Annotated in this window: 15 protein-coding genes; 4 read left to right on the top strand and 11 right to left on the bottom strand. The window is 71.2% G+C overall.

Annotation, left to right across the window (positions count from 1 at the left end; all coding sequences use genetic code 11):
- Positions 1–88: 88 nt before the first annotated feature.
- A complete protein-coding gene (locus ACZ3IL_RS20150) occupies positions 89–1,111 on the top strand; it encodes a LacI family DNA-binding transcriptional regulator (protein ID WP_467391784.1) in 1,023 nt (340 codons plus the stop codon).
- A gap of 198 nt (positions 1,112–1,309) precedes the next feature.
- Here ACZ3IL_RS20150 and prcA read toward each other — a convergent pair whose 3' ends face one another.
- From prcA to arc, 5 genes are all read right to left on the bottom strand, one after another.
- Positions 1,310–2,062: a proteasome subunit alpha gene (gene prcA / locus ACZ3IL_RS20145; RefSeq protein ID WP_388693700.1), complete on the bottom strand. Its 753-nt coding sequence runs from the start codon at positions 2,060–2,062 to the stop codon at positions 1,310–1,312.
- A gap of 44 nt (positions 2,063–2,106) precedes the next feature.
- Positions 2,107–2,946 (bottom strand): proteasome subunit beta, encoded by an 840-nt coding sequence (gene prcB, locus ACZ3IL_RS20140; protein ID WP_467391783.1) that lies wholly within the window; start codon positions 2,944–2,946, stop codon positions 2,107–2,109.
- A 161-nt stretch (positions 2,947–3,107) separates the two neighbouring features.
- Positions 3,108–3,320: a ubiquitin-like protein Pup gene (locus tag ACZ3IL_RS20135; protein ID WP_030213091.1), complete on the bottom strand. Its 213-nt coding sequence runs from the start codon at positions 3,318–3,320 to the stop codon at positions 3,108–3,110.
- A gap of 160 nt (positions 3,321–3,480) precedes the next feature.
- The gene (gene dop, locus ACZ3IL_RS20130; RefSeq protein ID WP_467391782.1) at positions 3,481–4,992 is read right to left on the bottom strand and encodes a depupylase/deamidase Dop; all 1,512 of its coding nucleotides are present in this window, start codon (positions 4,990–4,992) and stop codon (positions 3,481–3,483) included.
- Positions 4,993–5,173: 181 nt separating this feature from the next.
- Entirely contained in the window at positions 5,174–6,940 is a 1,767-nt protein-coding gene (arc, locus tag ACZ3IL_RS20125; RefSeq protein WP_467391781.1) for a proteasome ATPase, read from the bottom strand.
- A gap of 240 nt (positions 6,941–7,180) precedes the next feature.
- Between arc and ACZ3IL_RS20120 the strand changes: the two genes are divergently transcribed.
- Positions 7,181–7,492 (top strand): ferredoxin, encoded by a 312-nt coding sequence (locus ACZ3IL_RS20120; RefSeq protein WP_467391780.1) that lies wholly within the window; start codon positions 7,181–7,183, stop codon positions 7,490–7,492.
- 105 nt (positions 7,493–7,597) lie between these two features.
- Here ACZ3IL_RS20120 and ACZ3IL_RS20115 read toward each other — a convergent pair whose 3' ends face one another.
- From ACZ3IL_RS20115 to ACZ3IL_RS20105, 3 genes are all read right to left on the bottom strand, one after another.
- Positions 7,598–8,176: a hypothetical protein gene (locus ACZ3IL_RS20115; RefSeq protein ID WP_467391779.1), complete on the bottom strand. Its 579-nt coding sequence runs from the start codon at positions 8,174–8,176 to the stop codon at positions 7,598–7,600.
- 177 nt (positions 8,177–8,353) lie between these two features.
- Complete coding sequence (locus ACZ3IL_RS20110; protein ID WP_467391778.1) at positions 8,354–9,241, bottom strand: tRNA (adenine-N1)-methyltransferase; 888 nt, start codon at positions 9,239–9,241, stop codon at positions 8,354–8,356.
- A gap of 18 nt (positions 9,242–9,259) precedes the next feature.
- Positions 9,260–10,393, bottom strand: a complete 1,134-nt coding sequence (locus ACZ3IL_RS20105; RefSeq protein WP_467392050.1) for a site-2 protease family protein — start codon at positions 10,391–10,393, stop codon at positions 9,260–9,262.
- A gap of 180 nt (positions 10,394–10,573) precedes the next feature.
- On the opposite strand from ACZ3IL_RS20105, the gene ACZ3IL_RS20100 reads away from it, so the two are divergent.
- Both ACZ3IL_RS20100 and ACZ3IL_RS20095 read left to right on the top strand, forming a co-directional pair.
- Complete coding sequence (locus ACZ3IL_RS20100; RefSeq protein WP_467391777.1) at positions 10,574–11,476, top strand: RecB family exonuclease; 903 nt, start codon at positions 10,574–10,576, stop codon at positions 11,474–11,476.
- A gap of 44 nt (positions 11,477–11,520) precedes the next feature.
- Positions 11,521–12,192, top strand: coding sequence for a response regulator (locus ACZ3IL_RS20095; RefSeq protein WP_467391776.1), 672 nt, complete (start codon positions 11,521–11,523; stop codon positions 12,190–12,192).
- Positions 12,193–12,303: 111 nt separating this feature from the next.
- Here ACZ3IL_RS20095 and ACZ3IL_RS20090 read toward each other — a convergent pair whose 3' ends face one another.
- The 3 genes from ACZ3IL_RS20090 to metH all read right to left on the bottom strand — a co-directional run bounded on the left by ACZ3IL_RS20090 (position 12,304) and on the right by metH (position 18,713).
- On the bottom strand, positions 12,304–13,893 hold the full coding sequence (locus tag ACZ3IL_RS20090; protein WP_467391775.1) for an ABC transporter substrate-binding protein: 1,590 nt from the start codon (positions 13,891–13,893) through the stop codon (positions 12,304–12,306).
- 482 nt (positions 13,894–14,375) lie between these two features.
- Positions 14,376–15,074: an HAD family hydrolase gene (locus ACZ3IL_RS20085; RefSeq protein WP_467391774.1), complete on the bottom strand. Its 699-nt coding sequence runs from the start codon at positions 15,072–15,074 to the stop codon at positions 14,376–14,378.
- Between the two features lie 126 nt (positions 15,075–15,200).
- Complete coding sequence (gene metH, locus ACZ3IL_RS20080) at positions 15,201–18,713, bottom strand: methionine synthase (RefSeq protein ID WP_467391773.1); 3,513 nt, start codon at positions 18,711–18,713, stop codon at positions 15,201–15,203.
- Positions 18,714–18,772: the final 59 nt, after the last annotated feature.

Genomic DNA, 18,772 nt, shown 5'->3' with positions numbered 1-18,772 from the left:
TTTACGTATAACTTCCGCCTCCATACGTACCATGGCGGCTGTGCGCGGGTCCACCCCGCGCCCCCGACCGTCCGACGCGGAGGCTTGTGTGCAGACCCCGGAGCCGCTCGGCGGCACGCGCCCGACCAGCCGGGACGTCGCCCGGGCCGCGGGCGTCTCGCAGGCCACGGTCTCCCTGGTCCTCGGCGACAAGTGGCGCGGCCGGGTCTCCGAACGCACCGCCGGCACCGTGCGGGAGGCCGCCCGGGGCCTCGGCTACCGGCCCAACCTGGCCGCCCGCAACCTCCGGCTCGGCCGCACCCGGACGGCGCTGCTCGTCGTCCCGGCCCTCACCAACGAGTTCTTCGCCCGGGTCTACACCGGGGCCGCGACCGTCGCCGCCCGGCACGGCTTCGGCGTCGTCCTGTACCCCTCCCCCGACGGCATCGGCCCCGCGAAGGACCCCTTCGCCTCCGCCCGCGCCGCCCTCGACGGCGTGATCGCCTCCTCGATGGCCACGGACGCCCTGAAGGCCTTCCGGGGCACCGACCTGCCGCTGGTGATGCTGGACAGCGACCCGGCCGGCAGCGCGGCCGCCCACGTCAACCTGGACGTCGCCGACGGCATGCGCCAGGTGACCGGACACCTGCTCGCGCTCGGCCACCGGCGCTTCGTCCACCTCGCCTCGGCCGTGCCCTCCTGGACCTTCGACGTCCGGGCCGCCGCGCTCGCCGACGCCCTGGCCGGGGACGGCGTGTCGGTGCGGACCGTCCGCGCCCCGCTGGACGTGCACGGCGCGACGGCCGCCACCGAGCGGGCCCTCGACGCGCCGGGGCCCCGCCCCACCGCCCTGGTGTGCGACGACGACATCCTGGCGGCGGGCGCCTGCAAGGCCCTGCGGCGGCGCGGGCTGCGCGTCCCCGAGGACGTCTCGGTCACCGGCTTCGACGACCTGGCGCTCGCGACCGCCGTCGAGCCCGAACTGACCACCGTCGCCCTGCCCGCCGAACGCATCGGGGAGCGGGGCATGGCCGCCCTCCTCGCCGTCCTCGCGGGCGAGCCCGCACGGCCGGACCTGCTGCCGGTCTCCCTGGTCCCCCGCGGCTCCTCCGGCCCCGCGCCGGCCGCCTGAGCCGCTTCCCGGACGCGCGGCGGAACACGGCGGGAGGCGCGAGGGCAGGGGCACGGCGGACACGGGGCACGGACACGCGAAGGCACCGGGCACGGCGGGCACGGGGCACCGCGGGCACGGGCACGGCGGGCGAGGGGCGCGGACACGCGAAGGGTCCCGGCCCGCTCGCGCGCGCCGGGACCCCTGGGGCGGTACCGCCTACTCCTCGGGAGCCTCGTCGGAGGGCTCGTCCGTCTTCGCCACCGCCGCGTTGTCCGCCTCCAGGAGGCGCGACAGCTGCCGGCCGACGATCCGCTTGAACTTGCGCTGCTGCGGACGCGTGCGGTCCAGGACCGCCACCTCCAGGCGCTCGGCGGGGATGTCCCGCTCGCTGCCGTTGGTGTCCCGCGAGAGCGCCTGCACGGCCAGCTTCAGGGCCTCGGCCAGGGACATGCCGTCCCGGTGCCGCTGGTCCAGGAAGGAGCCGATCTGCTCCGCGTTGCCGCCGACCGCCACCGAGCCGTGCTCGTCGACGATCGAGCCGTCGTGCGGCAGCCGGTAGATCTGGTCGCCCTCCGGCTCGGTGCCGACCTCGGCGACGACCAGCTCCACCTCGTACGGCTTCTCCCCCGCGCTGGAGAAGATGGTGCCGAGGGTCTGCGCGTAGACGTTGGCCAGGCCGCGCGCGGTGACGTCGCCCCGGTCGTAGGTGTAGCCCCGCAGGTCGGCGTAGCGCACGCCGCCGATGCGGAGGTTCTCGTACTCGTTGTACTTTCCGGCGGCCGCGAAGCCGATCCGGTCGTAGATCTCGCTGAACTTGTGCAGGGCGCGGGACGGGTTCTCGCCGACGAAGACGATGCCGTCGGCGTACTGGAGGACGACGAGGCTGCGGCCCCGGGCGATGCCCTTGCGGGCGTACTCGGCCCGGTCGGCCATGGCCTGCTGGGGTGAGACGTAGAACGGAGTGGACACCGGCGGTCCGTCCCTTTCTTCTGGGCTTCTGGAGCGACGGGTGGTCAGAGCAGGGCGGCGCGCGGCCCGTCGGGCTGCTCGAGGCGTCGCTCGGTGACCGATCGGGCCAGCGCTGAGGACTCGGCCTCGCTGAGCCTGCGGAAGCCCTCGTCGGTGATGACGGTGACGATGGGGAAGATCCTGCGGGCCATGTCGGGGCCGCCGGTCGCGGAGTCGTCGTCCGCCGCGTCGTAGAGCGCCTGCACGACCAGCGTGGTGGCCTGCTGCTCGTTCAGGTCGTCGCGGTAGAGCTTCTTCATCGAGCCGCGCGCGAAGATCGAGCCCGATCCGGTGGCGGCGAAGCCGTGCTCCTCGGAGCGGCCGCCGGTCACGTCGTAGGAGAAGATCCGGCCCTTCTCCCTGCCCTCGTCCCAGCCGGCGAAGAGCGGGACGACGGCGAGGCCCTGCATGGCCATGCCGAGGTTGCCCCGGATCATGGTGGACAGGCGGTTCGCCTTGCCCTCCAGGGAGAGCGTGGTGCCCTCCACCTTCTCGAAGTGCTCCAGCTCCAGCTGGAAGAGCTTGACCATCTCCACCGCCAGGCCGGCGGTGCCGGCGATGCCGACCGCGGAGTACTCGTCGGCCGGGAACACCTTCTCGATGTCCCGCTGCGCGATCATGTTCCCCATGGTGGCGCGGCGGTCGCCGGCCAGCACCACCCCGCCGGGGAACGTGGCGGCCACGATGGTGGTGCCGTGAGGGGCCTCGACGACGCCCTCCGGCAGCCTCCGGTTGCCGGGCAGGTGTTCCGGCGCGTGCGCGGACAGGAAGTCCATGAACGAGGACGAGCCCGGCGTCAGGAAGGCCGCCGGCAGACGCCCGGTGCTACGAGGGTTGGCTTCCACGCGATTCCTTCCGGGTGGGAGAGTCGGACCGCCGTGGGGCGCGCGGGCCGATCTTGCTTGCTGTGCACGGACCTTACCCGTGCCACAGCCTGTCACCCGTCCCCGGGCCCACGGCTTTCTCCGGGGCTCCGGGGACGGAGGACGACAGGTGTGCGAAGCGGTTACTCGCCGCCCTTTTGGACGAAGGAGCGCACGAAGTCCTCGGCGTTCTCCTCGAGCACGTCGTCGATCTCGTCGAGGACGGAGTCCACGTCCTCGCTCAGCTTCTCCTGGCGCTCCTGGAGGTCGGAGCTCGCCTCCGTGGTGGTCTCCTCGACCTCCTCCGTGGAACGCGTCGCCTTCTGCTGTCCGCCGCCGGTGTCCTTGGTCGCCATATCCCTCACCCCGCTCGAATCGGCCCGCTCGGTTGAGTCCTTACAAGATCAGACCCTATAGGTCGGGTCCGACTTCGGCCTCGTGGTTTCCACAACGCCCGGGCGCTGATTCCATGATTCCCAGCACCGGGGCGTTTCAGGCCCGTCCCGGGCCCCCTGTTCATTCGCCCGAGAGCACGCGCACCAGTTCCTCGGCCGTACGGCAGCGGTCCAGGAGCGACTTCACGTGCGCCTTGGTGCCCCGCAGCGGTTCCAGGGTGGGGACGCGCTGGAGGGAGTCCCGGCCGGGCAGGTCGAAGATCACGGAGTCCCAGGAGGCCGCGGCGACGTCGTCGGCGTACTGCGCCAGGCAGCGTCCCCGGAAGTAGGCCCTGGTGTCCTCGGGAGGAGCCGTCTCGGCCCGCTCCACCTCGGACTCGTCCAGGAGCCGCTTCATGCGTCCGCGTGCCGCCAGACGGTTGTAGAGGCCCTTGTCGGGGCGCACGTCGGCGTACTGGAGGTCGACCAGGTGCAGCCGGGCGGCGTCCCAGTCGAGGCCGTCGCGGCGGCGGTAGCCCTCCATCAGCTCCCGCTTCGCGACCCAGTCGAGTTCGCCGGCCAGGCTCATCGGGTCGTTCTCGAGCCGGTTGAGGGTGTCCTCCCAGCGGCCGAGGACGTCCTTCGTCTGCTCGTCCGCGTCGCTGCCGTACCGCTCGTCCACGTACTTCCTGGCCAGCTCGAAGTACTCCATCTGGAGCTGGACGGCGGTGAGCGTGCGGCCGCTGCGGAGGGGGACGAGGTACTGGAGCGACGGGTCGTGCGAGACCTGGTGGAGGGTGCGCACCGGCTGGTCGACGGAGAGGTCGACGGTGATGAAGCCGTCCTCGATCATCGACAGGACCAGCGCGGTGGTGCCCAGCTTGAGGTAGGTCGAGATCTCCGACAGGTTGGCGTCGCCGATGATCACGTGCAGGCGGCGGTAGCGCTCGGCGTCGGCGTGCGGCTCGTCCCGGGTGTTGATGATGGGCCGTTTGAGGGTGGTCTCCAGGCCCACCTCGACCTCGAAGTAGTCGGCGCGCTGGCTGATCTGGAAGCCGTCCTCCCGCCCGTCCTGGCCGATGCCGACCCGGCCCGCCCCGGTGACGACCTGGCGGGAGACGAAGAAGGGGGTGAGGTGGCGCACGATGTCCGAGAAGGGGGTCTCCCGCTTCATCAGGTAGTTCTCGTGCGTGCCGTAGGAGGCGCCCTTGTTGTCCGTGTTGTTCTTGTAGAGGTGGATGGGCTGGGCCCCGGGGAGCTGGGCGGCGCGCTCGGCCGCCTCGGCCATGATCCGCTCGCCGGCCTTGTCCCAGAGGACGGCGTCGCGCGGGTTGGTCACCTCGGGCGAGCTGTACTCCGGATGGGCGTGGTCCACGTAGAGGCGGGCCCCGTTGGTGAGGATCACGTTGGCGAGGCCGATGTCCTCGTCGGTGAGCTGGCTGGAGTCGGCCACCTCGCGGGCGAGGTCGAAGCCCCGGGCGTCCCGCAGCGGGTTCTCCTCCTCGAAGTCCCAGCGGGCGCGGCGCGCCCGGTGCATCGCCGCCGCGTAGGCGTTGACGATCTGGGACGAGGTGAGCATGGCATTGGCGTTCGGATGTCCCGGGACGGAGATCCCGTATTCCGTCTCGATGCCCATTACTCGCCGTACGGTCATGCGGCCCTCCTTGCCCGGCGGCGCTCACTGTGCGCGACTCGGCGGTACCGAAGAGCCTAGATCGGCTCCGCGCTCGTGGGGAGATCGTTCGAGGTATTTCCCCGCGCTGCCGGAGAAACACCGGGTGGAATGCGACGGCTGCGGATGCCCGTTTTCCGGACATCCGCAGCCGGCGGGCGTTCTACAGGTACTGGCCGGTATTGGCCACCGTGTCGATGGAGCGTCCGGTGTCCGCGCCCTGCTTTCCGGTGACGAGCGTACGGATGAACACGATCCGCTCGCCCTTCTTTCCGGAGATGCGGGCCCAGTCGTCCGGGTTGGTGGTGTTGGGCAGGTCCTCGTTCTCCTTGAACTCGTCCACGCACGCCTGGAGGAGGTGGGAGACCCGGATGCCCTTCTGGTTGTGGTCGAGGAAGTCCTTGATGGCCATCTTCTTGGCCCGGTCCACGATGTTCTGGATCATCGCGCCGGAGTTGAAGTCCTTGAAGTACAGGACTTCCTTGTCGCCGTTGGCGTACGTGACTTCGAGGAAGCGGTTCTCCTCGGATTCCGCGTACATCTGCTCGACCACGGACTGGATCATTCCGTGGGCGGCGGCGGCCTTGGAACCGGCGTGCTCGGAGACGTCGTCCTCGTGCAGCGGCAGGTTGCCCGTGAGGTACTTGGCGAAGATGTCCTTCGCCGCCTCCGCGTCCGGACGCTCGATCTTGATCTTGACGTCGAGCCGGCCGGGCCGCAGGATCGCGGGGTCGATCATGTCCTCGCGGTTGGAGGCGCCGATGACGATGACGTTCTCCAGGCCCTCCACACCGTCGATCTCGGCGAGCAGCTGGGGGACGATGGTGTTCTCCACGTCCGAGCTGACACCGGAGCCACGGGTGCGGAAGAGGGATTCCATCTCGTCGAAGAAGACGATGACGGGGGTGCCCTCGCTCGCCTTCTCCCGGGCACGCTGGAAGACGAGGCGGATGTGCCGCTCGGTCTCACCGACGTACTTGTTGAGGAGTTCGGGTCCCTTGATGTTGAGGAAGTAGGACTTCCCCGCGGGCCGGCCGGTCACCTCGGCGACCTTCTTGGCCAGGGAGTTGGCGACGGCCTTCGCGATCAGCGTCTTGCCGCAGCCGGGCGGCCCGTAGAGCAGGATGCCCTTGGGCGGCCGCAGTTCGTGCTCCTTGAAGAGGTCCGGGTAGAGGTACGGGAGCTCGACCGCGTCACGGATCAGTTCGATCTGGTTGCCCAGGCCGCCGATCTTCTCGTAGTCGACGTCCGGGACCTCTTCGAGGACGAGTTCCTCGACCTCGCTCTTGGGGACCACCTCGTAGACGTAGCCGGAGCGGGAGTCGAGCAGCAGGGCGTCGCCCGAGCGGATGGTGATGCCCAGCAGGGGCTCGGCGAGCCTCACCACCCTCTCCTCGTCGGTGTGCCCGACCACCAGGGCGCGCTCGCCGTCCTCCAGGATCTCCTTGAGGGTGACGATGTCGCCGGCGCGCTCGAACTCCATGGCCTCGACCACGTTGAGCGCTTCGTTGAGCATGACTTCCTGGCCGCGCTTGAGCCCGTCGAGCTCGACGCTCGGGCTGACGTTCACCCGGAGCTTGCGGCCACCGGTGAAGATGTCGCACGTGCCGTCCTCGTTGGCCTGCAGGAAGACACCGAAGCCGGCCGGCGGCTGCGCGAGCCGGTCGACCTCCTCCTTGAGGGCCACGATCTGGTCGCGGGCCTCACGGAGCGTGTTCGCGAGACGTTCGTTCTGCGCGGACACTCCGGCCAGGTTGGTCTGCAGCTCGACGATCCGCTCCTCGAGAATCCTCGTGTGACGCGGAGAGTCGGCGAGCTTGCGGCGCAGGACGGCGATTTCCTGCTCGAGATAGGCAACCTGGCCGGCGGGGTCCTCAGACCCTCGCCCCGGCCGGATGCCGCGGTTGATGTCGTCGTCGTGGGCTGCCACGGTCCTCACCTCCTCCAAGGGGAGCTGGACGCTTCCTGACCCTACCTGCGTGGGTGGTGATTGAAACCCCTAGATCAAAAAGACTCCGGGGTGTCTCCGATCTTCACCCTTGCGCTTCCCCTCTCGCCAGGGGAATACCCACCCTTCACCGTCTGAAAGCGGGCGGTTGTATCGTCGTCTGTGGCCAACACCCGCCACGGGTGGCCCGACTTATCGCGCGAAGCGGAAACGGCAGGAGAAATGACCGTGCAGAACGAGGCTCCGGCGACGGGCGCCGGCGAGGCGCTCGAGGTCTGGATCGACCAGGACCTGTGCACCGGGGACGGGATCTGCGCGCAGTACGCCCCCGAGGTGTTCGAGCTGGACATCGACGGGCTCGCCTATGTGAAGAGCCCCGACGACGAGCTCCTCCAGGACACCGGCGCCACCACCCCGGTGCCGCTGCCGCTGCTCCAGGACGTGGTGGACTCCGCGAAGGAGTGCCCGGGCGACTGCATCCACGTCCGCCGGGTCGCCGACAAGGTCGAGGTGTACGGCCCCGACGCGGACTGAGGGCGGACCGTCCCGGGAACGGCGGACGGGCGGACCGGGAGGCCGTGGCCGGGTGCCGGGAGGCCGTGGCCGGGTGCCGGCGGGCCGGGAGGCCGTGGGCCGGGATCAGGCGCCGCGCGCGCCGCTGTCGCCGGAACGGACGAAGGCGCCCCCCTGCCAGCGCCAGCCGACCCGCTCCTCCTCGTCCGGGCAGCAGCGGGGGACGTCGGGGGACGAGTAGCCGAGCAGGGTGGCGAGCACCGCTCCGTCCCGTACGGCCAGCTCGGTGACGTTCTTGTGGAGGCCGGGCTCGACGAGGGTGGCCACCACGCGCGCGGGTGCGCCCGCTCCCCTGCCGCGGGTGAGGACGTAGACGCCGCTCGGCGGGGTGCCGAAGCCGGGTTCGCAGCGCACGACCGCGACGGTCTCGGGGTTCCCGTCCCCGTCGAGGTCCCCGGAGGCCCGCTTCGCGACCGTGCGGGGGTCCTTCCCGCACTCCAGGGGGTAGGCGGCCCCGGCGGCCTCGGGGGCGGCGGCCGGACGCGGGGCGGCGGCCGGGGTGGCGGAGGCTCCGGCGGGACCGGGCTGGAACAGGCCCGCCAGGCCGACGACCGCGGCGGTCGCGGCGGCGGTGGCCAGCCAGTGCACCGGCCCGGCACGGGTGTGCGCGAGGGTGGTGAGGTCCGGGGCGGCGGGGAGCTGCACGCGAGACGTCTCCTGTGGGGTGGCGCGGCGGGTTTCCCGGCATCGTGCCACACGCCGCAGGGGGGCGGAACACACGGGGGCCGGGGCCGCCCGGCCGCCTCGAACACGAGAACGCCGTCCCCGAGTTCCCCGCCGGGGCGGGGAACTCGGGGACGGCGTCGTGCGGATGTCGGGACGTCAGCCCTTGTTGGGGCCCTCGTAGTCCTCGCCGTACGCGCCCTTGGCGGGGCGGCGGCGGCGCATCGGGGGCTCGACCCCGTCCGCGAGGCGGCGGGCGGTGACGAGGAAGCCGGTGTGGCCGATCATGCGGTGGTCGGGCCGGACGGCGAGGCCCTCGACGTGCCAGTTGCGGATCATGGACTCCCAGGGCTGCGGCTCGGCGTAGCAGCCGAACTCGCGGATGGACTCCACGGTGCGGGCGAGCTGGGTGGTCGTCGCCACGTAGCAGCAGAGGATGCCGCCGGGGACGAGGGCCTTGGAGACGGCCTCCAGGCACTCCCAGGGGGCGAGCATGTCCAGGATGACGCGGTCGACGTCGGTGTCGGAGAGGTTGTCCTGGAGGTCGCCGACGGTCAGCCGCCACGCGGGGTGGGGACCGCCGAAGTAGCGCTCGACGTTGCCCCTGGCGATCTCGGCGAAGTCCTCGCGGCGCTCGTAGGAGTGCAGCATGCCGCTGTCGCCGATGGCGCGGAGCAGGAAGCTGCTGAGCGAGCCGGAGCCCACACCCGCCTCGACGACGCGCGCGCCGGGGAAGATGTCGGCGAAGGCCAGGATCTGCCCCGCGTCCTTCGGGTAGACCACGGCGGCGCCGCGGGGCATGGACAGGACGTAGTCGGGGAGCAGGGGGCGCAGCGCGAGGTAGGCGACGTTTCCGGTGGTGCGGACAACGCTGCCCTCGGGGGCGCCGATCAGTTCGTCGTGCGGAAAAGAACCCTTGTGGGTGTGGAAGTTCTTTCCCTCTTCGAGCGTGAACGTGTAGTGACGGCCCTTGGGGTCGGTCAGCTGAACCTGGTCCCCGACCTTGAAGGGCCCGCGTCGGCGGGCGGCACCGGTCGGTTCGGACATACGACCAGAGTACCGGGGTTATGAACCGGGTCGTGCCATGGCCCGGACGAAGGCCCGCTCGACGTCCGCGGTGGAGAGGACGCCGTAGATCTCGCCGGTCTCCTCGACGACCAGGTACTCGGTGGCCGGGCTGGCGCGGAGGTGGTCGAGGAGGGGCTGCCCGGCGAGTTCGGCCGGGACGCGCATGCCGTCGGTGAGGTCCTGGGCGAGGGTGCCGACGGCGACCCAGGGGCGCCGGTGCTGCGGTACCGCCGCGATGGCGGCCTCGCGGACGAGTGCGGTGGGGTCGCCGGTGGCGTCGACCACCACGAGGGCGCGGGCACCGGCCTCGTTGGCGCGGCGGAGGGCCTCGGAGAGCGGGGTGGCGGGCTCCACGGGGATGGCCCGCCGGGTGAGGGAGCGGGCGCGGAGCTCGGGCAGGTGTTCGCGGAGACGGGCCATGCGGAGGCTGTTGCCCGCGCCGGTCCAGATGATCGCGGCGAGGATCGCGGCGAGCAGGGCGTCGGTGACGGTCTCGAAGCCGCCGATCTCCTCGGTGGAGTTGCCGAGGAGCCCGGTGCGGGTGAGCAGGGGCAGGCCGACGAGGACGAGGACGGCGAGGACGCGGCCGGCCCAGGCGGCGGCGACGGTGCCGCTCATGGGCCTGCCGGTGATCTTCCAGACGACGGCGCGGAGCATCCGGCCGCCGTCGAGCGGGAGGCCGGGGAGCAGGTTGAAGACGGCGACGATCAGGTTGGAGATCATCAGGCCGGCGAGGAGGACGCCGGGGACGGTGCCGGGTTCCACGGCGTACAGGGAGAGGTAGAACAGGCCCGCGAGGACGAGGGAGAGGAGGGGGCCGACGAAGGCGAGGACGAACTCGCGGCCGGGGCTCTCGCTCTCCTTCTCGATCTCGGAGACGCCTCCGAAGAACTGGAGCTGGATGCGGCGCACGGGCAGCTTGAAGCGGAGCGCGGCGATCGTGTGGGCCAGTTCGTGGACGAGCACGGAGGCGTAGAAGGCGACGGCGAAGAAGAGGGAGACGAGGTAGCGGGCGGCACCGAGGTCGGGCAGGACGCGGTCGATCTGGTCGCCGAACACCCAGGTGATGAGGGCGGCGACGAGGAACCAGCTGGGAGCGACGTAGACGGGCACGCCGAAGGGCCGGCCCATGAGGATGCCTCCGCCGGGCTCCTCGGTCCGCTGCGGCTTGGGCTCGTCCTGGTTCACGGGTTCCTTTCGTCGCGTGGTGTGACCCGCGTCGGTGCGTCACGGTTCGATCATGCAGTGCGACGGGGTCCCGGGTCGATGGTATGCGGCTCGCTGTCGGTGGCGGGTCGTAGGGTCGGGGTCATGAGTACGAGCGAGCAGGTGCCGGCGGCGGCCCGGACGCCCATGTCGTTGTCGCCCTCCCGGGCGAGCGATTTCATGCAGTGCCCGCTGCTGTACCGGTTCCGGGTGATCGACCGGCTGCCGGAGAAGCCGAGCCCGGCGGCCACCCGGGGCACGCTGGTGCACGCCGTCCTGGAGCGGCTGTTCGACGATCCGGCGGAGGAGCGTACGGCGCCGCGCGCGAGGGCGATGGTCCCGGGCCAGTGGGAGCGGCTCCTGGAGTCCAGGCCCGAGCTGGGCGAGCTGTTCGCGGAGGACCCGGACGGCGAGCGGCTCGCGGTCTGGCTGGAGGAGGCGGAGCAGCTGGTCGAGCGGTGGTTCACGCTGGAGGACCCGACCCGTCTGGAGCCGGCCGAGCGCGAGCTGTTCGTGGAGACGGAGCTGGACTCGGGGCTGCGGCTGCGCGGGGTGATCGACCGGATCGACGTGACGCCCGCGGGTGACGTGCGGATCGTCGACTACAAGACGGGCAGGGCGCCCCGGCCGGAGTACCGGGACGGCGCCCTGTTCCAGATGACCTTCTACGCGCTGGTGGTCCGGCGGCTGAGGGGCGTGGTCCCGAGGCGGCTCCAGCTGGTGTACCTGGGCAGCGGGGAGGTGCTGACGTACGACCCGGTGGAGGCGGACCTGCTGCGGGTGGAGCGGAAGCTGCTGGCGCTGTGGGAGGCCATCCGGCTGGCGACGGAGACGGGCGACTGGCGGCCGCGCCCGACGAAGCTGTGCGGCTGGTGCGACCACCGGGCGGTCTGCCCGGAGTTCGGCGGGACTCCCCCGGCCTATCCGCTGGAGATCACCGCGGTGCGCCCGCCGGAGCCGGGCGGATCGGGGCAGGGCAGAATGGACCCGGCCCCGCCCGCGCCGTAGGGGGCCGGCCCGCCCCGTGTGCCCCGCCCCGTGAAGGAGCCCCTGTGACGATCCGCGTCCTCCTGGTCGACGACCAGCCGCTGCTGCGCACCGGCTTCCGGATGATCCTGGAGGCGGAGCAGGACATCGTGGTGGTGGGCGAGGCCGGGGACGGTCTCCAGGCGCAGGACCAGGTGCGCGCGCTCCAGCCGGACGTGGTGCTGATGGACATCCGGATGCCCCGGATGGACGGGGTGGAGGCGACCCGGCGGATCACCGGCCCGGACCGGGACGGTCCGGCGAAGGTGCTGGTGCTGACCACCTTCGACCTGGACGAGTACGTGGTGGAGGCGCTGCGGGCCGGTGCCAGCGGCTTCCTCCTGAAGGACGCCCCGGCGAACGAGCTGGTGCAGGCGATCCGGGTGGTGGCCGCGGGCGAGGCGATGCTGGCGCCGTCGGTCACGCGCCGGCTGCTCGACAAGTACTCGGCGCACCTGCCGACGGGCGAGGAGCGGGTGCCGGACACGCTGAGCACCCTGACCGACCGTGAGATGGAAGTGCTGAAGCTGGTGGCGCGGGGCCTGTCGAACGCGGAGATCGCGGCGGACCTGTTCGTCAGCGAGACGACGGTGAAGACGCACGTGGGCCACGTGCTGACGAAGCTGCGGCTGCGGGACCGGGTGCAGGCCGCGGTGTACGCGTACGAGAGCGGTCTGGTGCGGCCCGGCGGCCGGTAGCCGGCGGCGGGGACGGCCGGAGGGGCCCGGTGCGCGGGACGCGCGCCGGGCCCCTCCTCGCGTGTGCGGGGGCGGCCGTCCCGGCCGGGGGCCGGCCGGGACGGCGGGGGGTCAGGCGGTGCCGCGGCCCAGCTCCCAGAGCAGCAGGTCGGAGGAGGTGTTGAGCGCGTACTCGACCCCGTTGATGTCGTCGCGCGCGGCGACGTACTGCTTGCCCTGCCACAGGGGCAGGACGGGGACGTCCTCGGCGACGATCTTCTGGATCTGGGCGTAGACCGGGCCGGCGGCGGTGCGGTCGGCCTGGCGGCGCGAGCGCGGGATCAGCTGGTCGCGGACGACCTTGTTCACGTAGGGGGTGTTGAGGAAGTTGTCGCTGTCCAGGAAGGGCGCGATGTAGTTGTCCGGGTCCGGGTAGTCGGGGAACCAGCCGAGCCCGTAGACGGCGTAGTCGCCTCGCTTCTGGGCGGTGCGGAAGGTGGACCACTCGGTGCCCTTGACGGTGGCGTCGAAGAGTTCGCTGGCGGTGAGCTGCTTGCCGAGCGCCTCGAACTCCTCGGCGGTCTCGGCGCCGTAGTGGTCGGTGGTGTAGTTCAGGGTCACCTTGACCGGGGTCTTGACGCCCGCGTCCTTGAGGATCCTGGCCGCGCGGTCCGTGTCGGGCTCGCCGTACTCGTCGAAGAAGGGGGTGGCGTGGCCGGTGATGCTGGAGGGGATCAGCGAGTAGAGCGGCTCGGCGGTGGGGCCGTAGACGCGGTTGATCAGGGCGCCCCGGTCGACGACGGCGGCCATCGCCTGGCGCACGGCCTTCTCCTGGACGGAGGGGGCCTTGGTGTTGAAGCCGAGGTAGCGGATCTCGAGGCCGGGGACCTCGACGACCTCGATGCCGTCCTTCGGGTTCTCGGTGAGGCTCTTGATCTGCTTCTGCGACAGGGAGCGCGCCATCATGTCGATGTCGTCGGCCTCAAGGGCCCTGCCCATGGTGGTCGCGTCGGCGTAGGGGCGCAGTTCGACCTTGTCGTTGCGCGGGGTGATGTCGCCCTTGTAGTTCGGGTTCCTGGTGAAGACGAAGCGGGTGACCTTCCGGCCGTCGCGCTCGGCCTTCATGGTGTAGGGGCCCGAGCCGTCGACGTCGAAGCCGTCGCGGAGCCTGTCGGCGGCGTACTTGTCCTTGCTCAGGATGCCGGCGACCGGGGTGGAGAGCTTGTACGGGAAGGTGGCGTCGGGGGTCTTGAGGTGGAAGACGACCCCGTTGGTGCCCTGGGTCTCGACGGCGTCGACGTTCGCGAGGAGGGCGGCCGTTCCGTTGTCCGACTTGATCCTCAGGACGCGTTCGACGGAGTACTTGACGTCCTCGGCGGTGACGGGGGTGCCGTCGGCGAAGGTGAGGCCGGCGCGGAGCGTGCAGCGGTAGCTCTCGCTGGCCTTGTCGGAGAAGCCGCAGCTCTCGGCCGCCTCGGGGACGGGCTCGCCGCCGCCGCGGGGCACGTGGAGGAGGGTCTGGACGGTCTGCCGCAGGATGTTCCACGCGCCGGTGTCGTAGGCGTAGGCCGGGTCGAGCGGGGCGGGGGCGTCCTCGGTGGCGATGAACTGGTCCGTGGTGCCGACGACGATGGCCCGGTCCTCCTCGGCTCCGCCGCAGGCGGCGAGCAGGGGGGCGAGCAGTCCGGCCACGGCCGGGAGCACCAGGGTCTTGCGGTTCATCAGGGACGATCTCCTCATCCGGCACTGGGTCACAGCGGTCAGGGACACTCCGCCGCCCGCCGCCCGGTCGGGGCGGGAGCGATCGGGCCGGTGGTGCGATCGGTCCGGTGTTCACGGCGGTCTGGGTGTGCGCCGGTCCACGCGGTTATGCGGCGAAGTACTCGCGAAAGATTAGTGGGCGGTGCCGCTATTGCCGGACCACGGGGGGCGGCGGGGGTAATCGCACAGTGATCATGAATGCGGTTCGCTCCATAGTCATGCGCAGGACGATGGGGGCGATCGCGAGCGAAACGGGCATACGACCACACCGAAGCCGGATCATTCCGGACAGTGAACGAGAACGGGCCATCTGCCGTCGGGCACTCTGGGTGACCAAGGTCACGCGGAATCCTTTTCGGCAAATGGCCTGATCGTTTTCCCGCGGAGAGCCGGAAGGGACGGCGGCGGGAAAGCGCATTCTCTCCGGGAAGCTCGGCGAAAGCTCAGATCCCGGTGATCAGGGTGCGGAGAAAAGGCACGTCGACCTCTTCGAGCGAGCGCACGACGACCCGGCCCGGGGAGGGCGCGATCGGGGCGACGGAGGGCACCGCGACGACCCGGCAGCCCGCCGCCTCCGCGGCCGCGACACCGGTCGCCGTGTCCTCGACGACGGCGCAGAGCGCGGGGTCCACCCCCACCCCCCGGGCGGCGGCCAGGTACGGCTCGGGGTGCGGCTTGGTCCGTACGACCTCGTCCCCCGCGACCGTGAGGGCGAAGCGGTCGGGGCCGAGCGAGGCGAGGACCCGGTCGATGATCCGGCGGTGCGAGGCGGAGACCAGCGCGGTGGGGATGGAGTGCCGGGCCAGTTCGGCGAGCAGCCGCTCGGCGCCCGGCATGAGCGGGACGCCCCGCGCGATGCGCTGCTCGAACTTCTCGTTGAGGAGGACGGTCAGCTCGGCGAGGGTGATGTCGGCGCCGGTGGACTCGATGAGGTAGCCGGCGCTGCGGGTCATCGGGCCGCCGACCACCACGTCCCGCCAGGACTCGTCGAGGCGGTGCCCGAGGTCGGCGAAGGCCTCCACCTCCGCGTCCCACCAGAAGCCCTCGGTGTCGACGAGGGTCCCGTCCATGTCGAGGAAGACCGCCTGCAGGGCGGAGCTGCCGTTCGTACGGAACGGGGACGCGGGGACCGTACTGGTCATCCGGACACCTCCAGGGAGGGACGAGAAGGCCGGTCCCCCTCCCGGGCGGGGAGGGGGACCGGCCTGCGCTGGACGGACAAGTGTACGTCCCGGTCACGGGAAACACGGCGATGCACGCCGCCGCGGTCACCGTGCGTTGAAGTAGTTCGCCTCGGGGTGGTGGAGGACGATGGCGTCGGTGGACTGCTCGGGGTGGAGCTGGAACTCCTCGGAGAGGTGGACGCCGATGCGCTCCGGCTTCAGCAGGTCCGCGATCTTGGCGCGGTCCTCCAGGTCGGGGCAGGCCGGGTAGCCCAGGGAGTAGCGGCAGCCCTGGTACTCCGTGCGGAACATGCCGGCCATGGAGGCGGGGTCGGAGCCCGCGATGCCCCATTCCGCGCGGACGCGGGCGTGCCAGTACTCGGCGAGGGCTTCGGCGAGCTGCACGGACAGGCCGTGGAGTTCGAGGTAGTCGCGGTAGGAGTCGGACTCGAAGAGCCTGGCCGTGGCCTCGCCGATCTTCGAGCCGACGGTGACGACCTGGAGTCCGACGACGTCGGTCTCGCCGGACTCCTCCGGGCGGAAGAAGTCCGCCAGGCAGAGGCGGCGGCCCCGGCGCTGGCGGGGGAAGGAGAAGCGGGTGCGCTCGTTGCCGTCGTCGTCCAGGATGATCAGGTCGTCGCCCTTGGAGACGCACGGGAAGTGGCCGTGCACGACGGCCGCCTCCAGCAGGTTCTCGGTGTGGAGGCGCTCCAGCCAGCCGCGCAGCCGGGGCCGGCCCTCGCTCTCGACCAGTTCCTCGTACGAGGGCCCGTCGCCGGTCCTGTTCTGCCTGAGACCCCACTGGCCCTTGAAGAGGGCGTCCTCGTCGAGCCAGGACGCGTAGTCCTTCAGCGGGATGCCCTTGACGACCCGGGTGCCCCGGAACGGCGGGACCGGCACCGGGTTGTCGGTGGCGACGTCGGACCGGCCGCCCGGCTCCGGCTCCTCGACCTGGAGCGCGGCCGCGTCCCGCCTGGCCACCCGGCGCTGCTTGAGTTCGGGGAGGGCGGCGCCGGGGACGCCGCGCTTGATGCCGACGAGGGCGTCCATGAGGCGCAGGCCCTCGAAGGCGTCGCGGGCGTAGCGGACCTCGCCCTGGTAGATCTCGTGGAGGTCCTGCTCGACGTAGGCCCTGGTCAGGGCCGCGCCACCGAGGATCACGGGATACTTGGCGGCCAGGCCCCGGCCGTTCAGCTCCTCCAGGTTCTCCTTCATGATCACCGTGGACTTCACCAGGAGGCCCGACATGCCGATCACGTCGGCCCTGTGTTCCTCGGCGGCCTCCAGGATCGCGGAGACGGGCTGCTTGATGCCGATGTTGACGACGTTGTAGCCGTTGTTGGACAGGATGATGTCCACGAGGTTCTTGCCGATGTCGTGGACGTCGCCGCGCACGGTCGCCAGGACGATCGTGCCCTTGCCCTCGGCGTCCGACTTCTCCATGTGCGGTTCGAGGTGGGCCACGGCGGTCTTCATCACCTCGGCGGACTGGAGCACGAACGGCAGCTGCATCTGTCCGGACCCGAACAGCTCGCCGACCACCTTCATGCCGTCGAGCAGGGTCTCGTTGACGATGTCGAGCGCCGGGCGGGAGGCCAGGGCCTCGTCCAGGTCGGCTTCCAGGCCGTTCTTCTCGCCGTCGACGATCCGCCGCTTCAGCCGCTCGTCCAGGGGCAGCGCGAGCAGTTCCTCCGCCTTGCCGGCCTTGAGGGACTTGGTGGTGGCGCCCTCGAAGAGCGCCATCAGCTTCTGCAGCGGGTCGTAGCCCTCGGAGCGCCGGTCGTAGATCAGGTCGAGGGCGGTGGTGACCTGCTCCTCGTCGAAGCGGGCGATGGGCAGGATCTTCGACGCGTGCACGATCGCGGAGTCCAGGCCGGCCTTCACGCACTCGTCCAGGAAGACCGAGTTGAGCAGGACACGGGCCGCCGGGTTGAGGCCGAAGGAGATGTTCGACAGTCCCAGGGTGGTCTGCACGTCCGGGTGGCGGCGCTTCAGCTCGCGGATCGCCTCGATCGTGGCGATGCCGTCCTTGCGCGACTCCTCCTGCCCCGTGCAGATCGTGAAGGTCAGGGTGTCGATGAGGATGTCCGACTCGTGGATGCCCCAGTTGCCGGTCAGGTCCTCGATCAGCCGCTCCGCGATGGCGACCTTGTGCTCGGCGGTGCGGGCCTGGCCCTGCTCGTCGATGGTGAGCGCGATCAGCGCGGCGCCGTGCTCCTGGGCCAGACGGGTGACCTTCGCGAACCGCGACTCCGGTCCGTCGCCGTCCTCGTAGTTGACCGAGTTGATGACCGCCCGGCCGCCGAGCTTCTCCAGGCCCGCCCGCAGGACGTCCACCTCGGTGGAGTCGAGGACGATCGGCAGCGTGGAGGCCGTGGCGAAGCGGCCGGCCAGCTCCGCCATGTCCGCCACGCCGTCCCGGCCCACGTAGTCCACGCACAGGTCCAGCATGTGCGCGCCCTCGCGGATCTGGTCCCGGGCCATCTCCACGCAGTCGTCCCAGCGGCCCTCCAGCATGGCCTCGCGGAACTTCTTCGACCCGTTGGCGTTCGTCCGCTCCCCGATCGCCATGTAGGAGACGTCCTGGCGGAACGGCACCGTCTGGTACAGCGAGGCCGCGCCGGGCTCCGGGCGCGGGTCGCGGACGGCGGGCGTGAGGCCGCGCACCCGCTCCACGACCTGCCGCAGGTGCTCGGGGGTCGAGCCGCAGCAGCCGCCCACCAGGGACAGGCCGTAGTCGCGGACGAAGTGCTCCTGCGCGTCGGCCATCTCGGGCGGCGTCAGCGGGAAGTACGCGCCGTCCTTGGTCAGCACGGGCAGGCCCGCGTTCGGCATGCACATCAGCGGCGTGCGCGAGTGCCGGGCGAGGTAGCGCAGGTGCTCGTTCATCTCGGCCGGGCCGGTGGAGCAGTTCAGGCCGATCAGGTCGATGCCCAGCGGCTCCAGGGCCGTCAGGGCCGCCCCGATCTCCGAGCCGAGCAGCATCACGCCCGTGGTCTCGAAGGCGAGCGAACAGATCAGGGGGACGTCCAGGCCCAGGGCGTCCATCGCGCGCCGCGCGCCGATCAGGCTCGCCTTGGTCTGCAGGAGGTCCTGGGTCGTCTCCACGATCAGGGCGTCGGCGCCGCCGGCCAGCAGGCCCTCGGCGTTCCGCTGGTAGCCGTCGCGGAGCACGTCGTACGCGATGTGGCCGAGCGACGGCAGCTTGGTGCCGGGGCCGATCGAGCCCAGCACCCAGCGCTGGCGGCCGTCCCCGGCGGTGAACTCGTCGGCGACCCCGCGGGCGATCCGGGCGCCCGCCTCGGAGTGCTCGAAGATCCGGTCCGCGATGTCGTACTCGCCCGCGGCGGAGTGGTTGGAGCCGAAGGTGTTCGTCTCCACGCAGTCCACGCCCGCTTCGAAGTACGCGCGGTGCACGGAGGCGACGATGTCGGGCCGGGTGATGTTCAGGATCTCGTTGCAGCCCTCGAGGTCCTGGAAGTCCTCGAGGGTGGGGTCCTGGGCCTGGAGCATGGTGCCCATGGCCCCGTCGGCGACCACCACCCGGGTCGCGAGGGCTTCGCGGAGGGCGGCGGCACGGTTCCGGCTGTCGGCGGAAGGGGACGGCAACGAGGCCATGGATGATCTCCCTGGGATGCGACGGCTGTCGGCTTTGCGCCCTCGGGGGAGGACGCACG

The organism is Streptomyces sp. NPDC014907 (assembly GCF_055562975.1).
Note: the sequence above shows the minus strand (reverse complement) of the source record. Positions and strands in the feature narration are given on the sequence as shown.

Bases quoted from the DNA above. Each gene is read 5' to 3' on its own strand.
- ACZ3IL_RS20100 (WP_467391777.1), top strand. From the start codon at position 10,574: ATGAGTACGAGCGAGCAGGTGCCGGCGGCGGCCCGGACGCCCATGTCG.
- ACZ3IL_RS20090 (WP_467391775.1), bottom strand. From the start codon at position 13,893: ATGAACCGCAAGACCCTGGTGCTCCCGGCCGTGGCCGGACTGCTCGCC.
- ACZ3IL_RS20120 (WP_467391780.1), top strand. From the start codon at position 7,181: ATGACCGTGCAGAACGAGGCTCCGGCGACGGGCGCCGGCGAGGCGCTC.
- ACZ3IL_RS20135 (WP_030213091.1), bottom strand. From the start codon at position 3,320: ATGGCGACCAAGGACACCGGCGGCGGACAGCAGAAGGCGACGCGTTCC.
- metH (WP_467391773.1), bottom strand. From the start codon at position 18,713: ATGGCCTCGTTGCCGTCCCCTTCCGCCGACAGCCGGAACCGTGCCGCC.
- dop (WP_467391782.1), bottom strand. From the start codon at position 4,992: ATGACCGTACGGCGAGTAATGGGCATCGAGACGGAATACGGGATCTCC.
- ACZ3IL_RS20110 (WP_467391778.1), bottom strand. From the start codon at position 9,241: ATGTCCGAACCGACCGGTGCCGCCCGCCGACGCGGGCCCTTCAAGGTC.
- ACZ3IL_RS20105 (WP_467392050.1), bottom strand. From the start codon at position 10,393: ATGGGCCGGCCCTTCGGCGTGCCCGTCTACGTCGCTCCCAGCTGGTTC.
- ACZ3IL_RS20085 (WP_467391774.1), bottom strand. From the start codon at position 15,074: ATGACCAGTACGGTCCCCGCGTCCCCGTTCCGTACGAACGGCAGCTCC.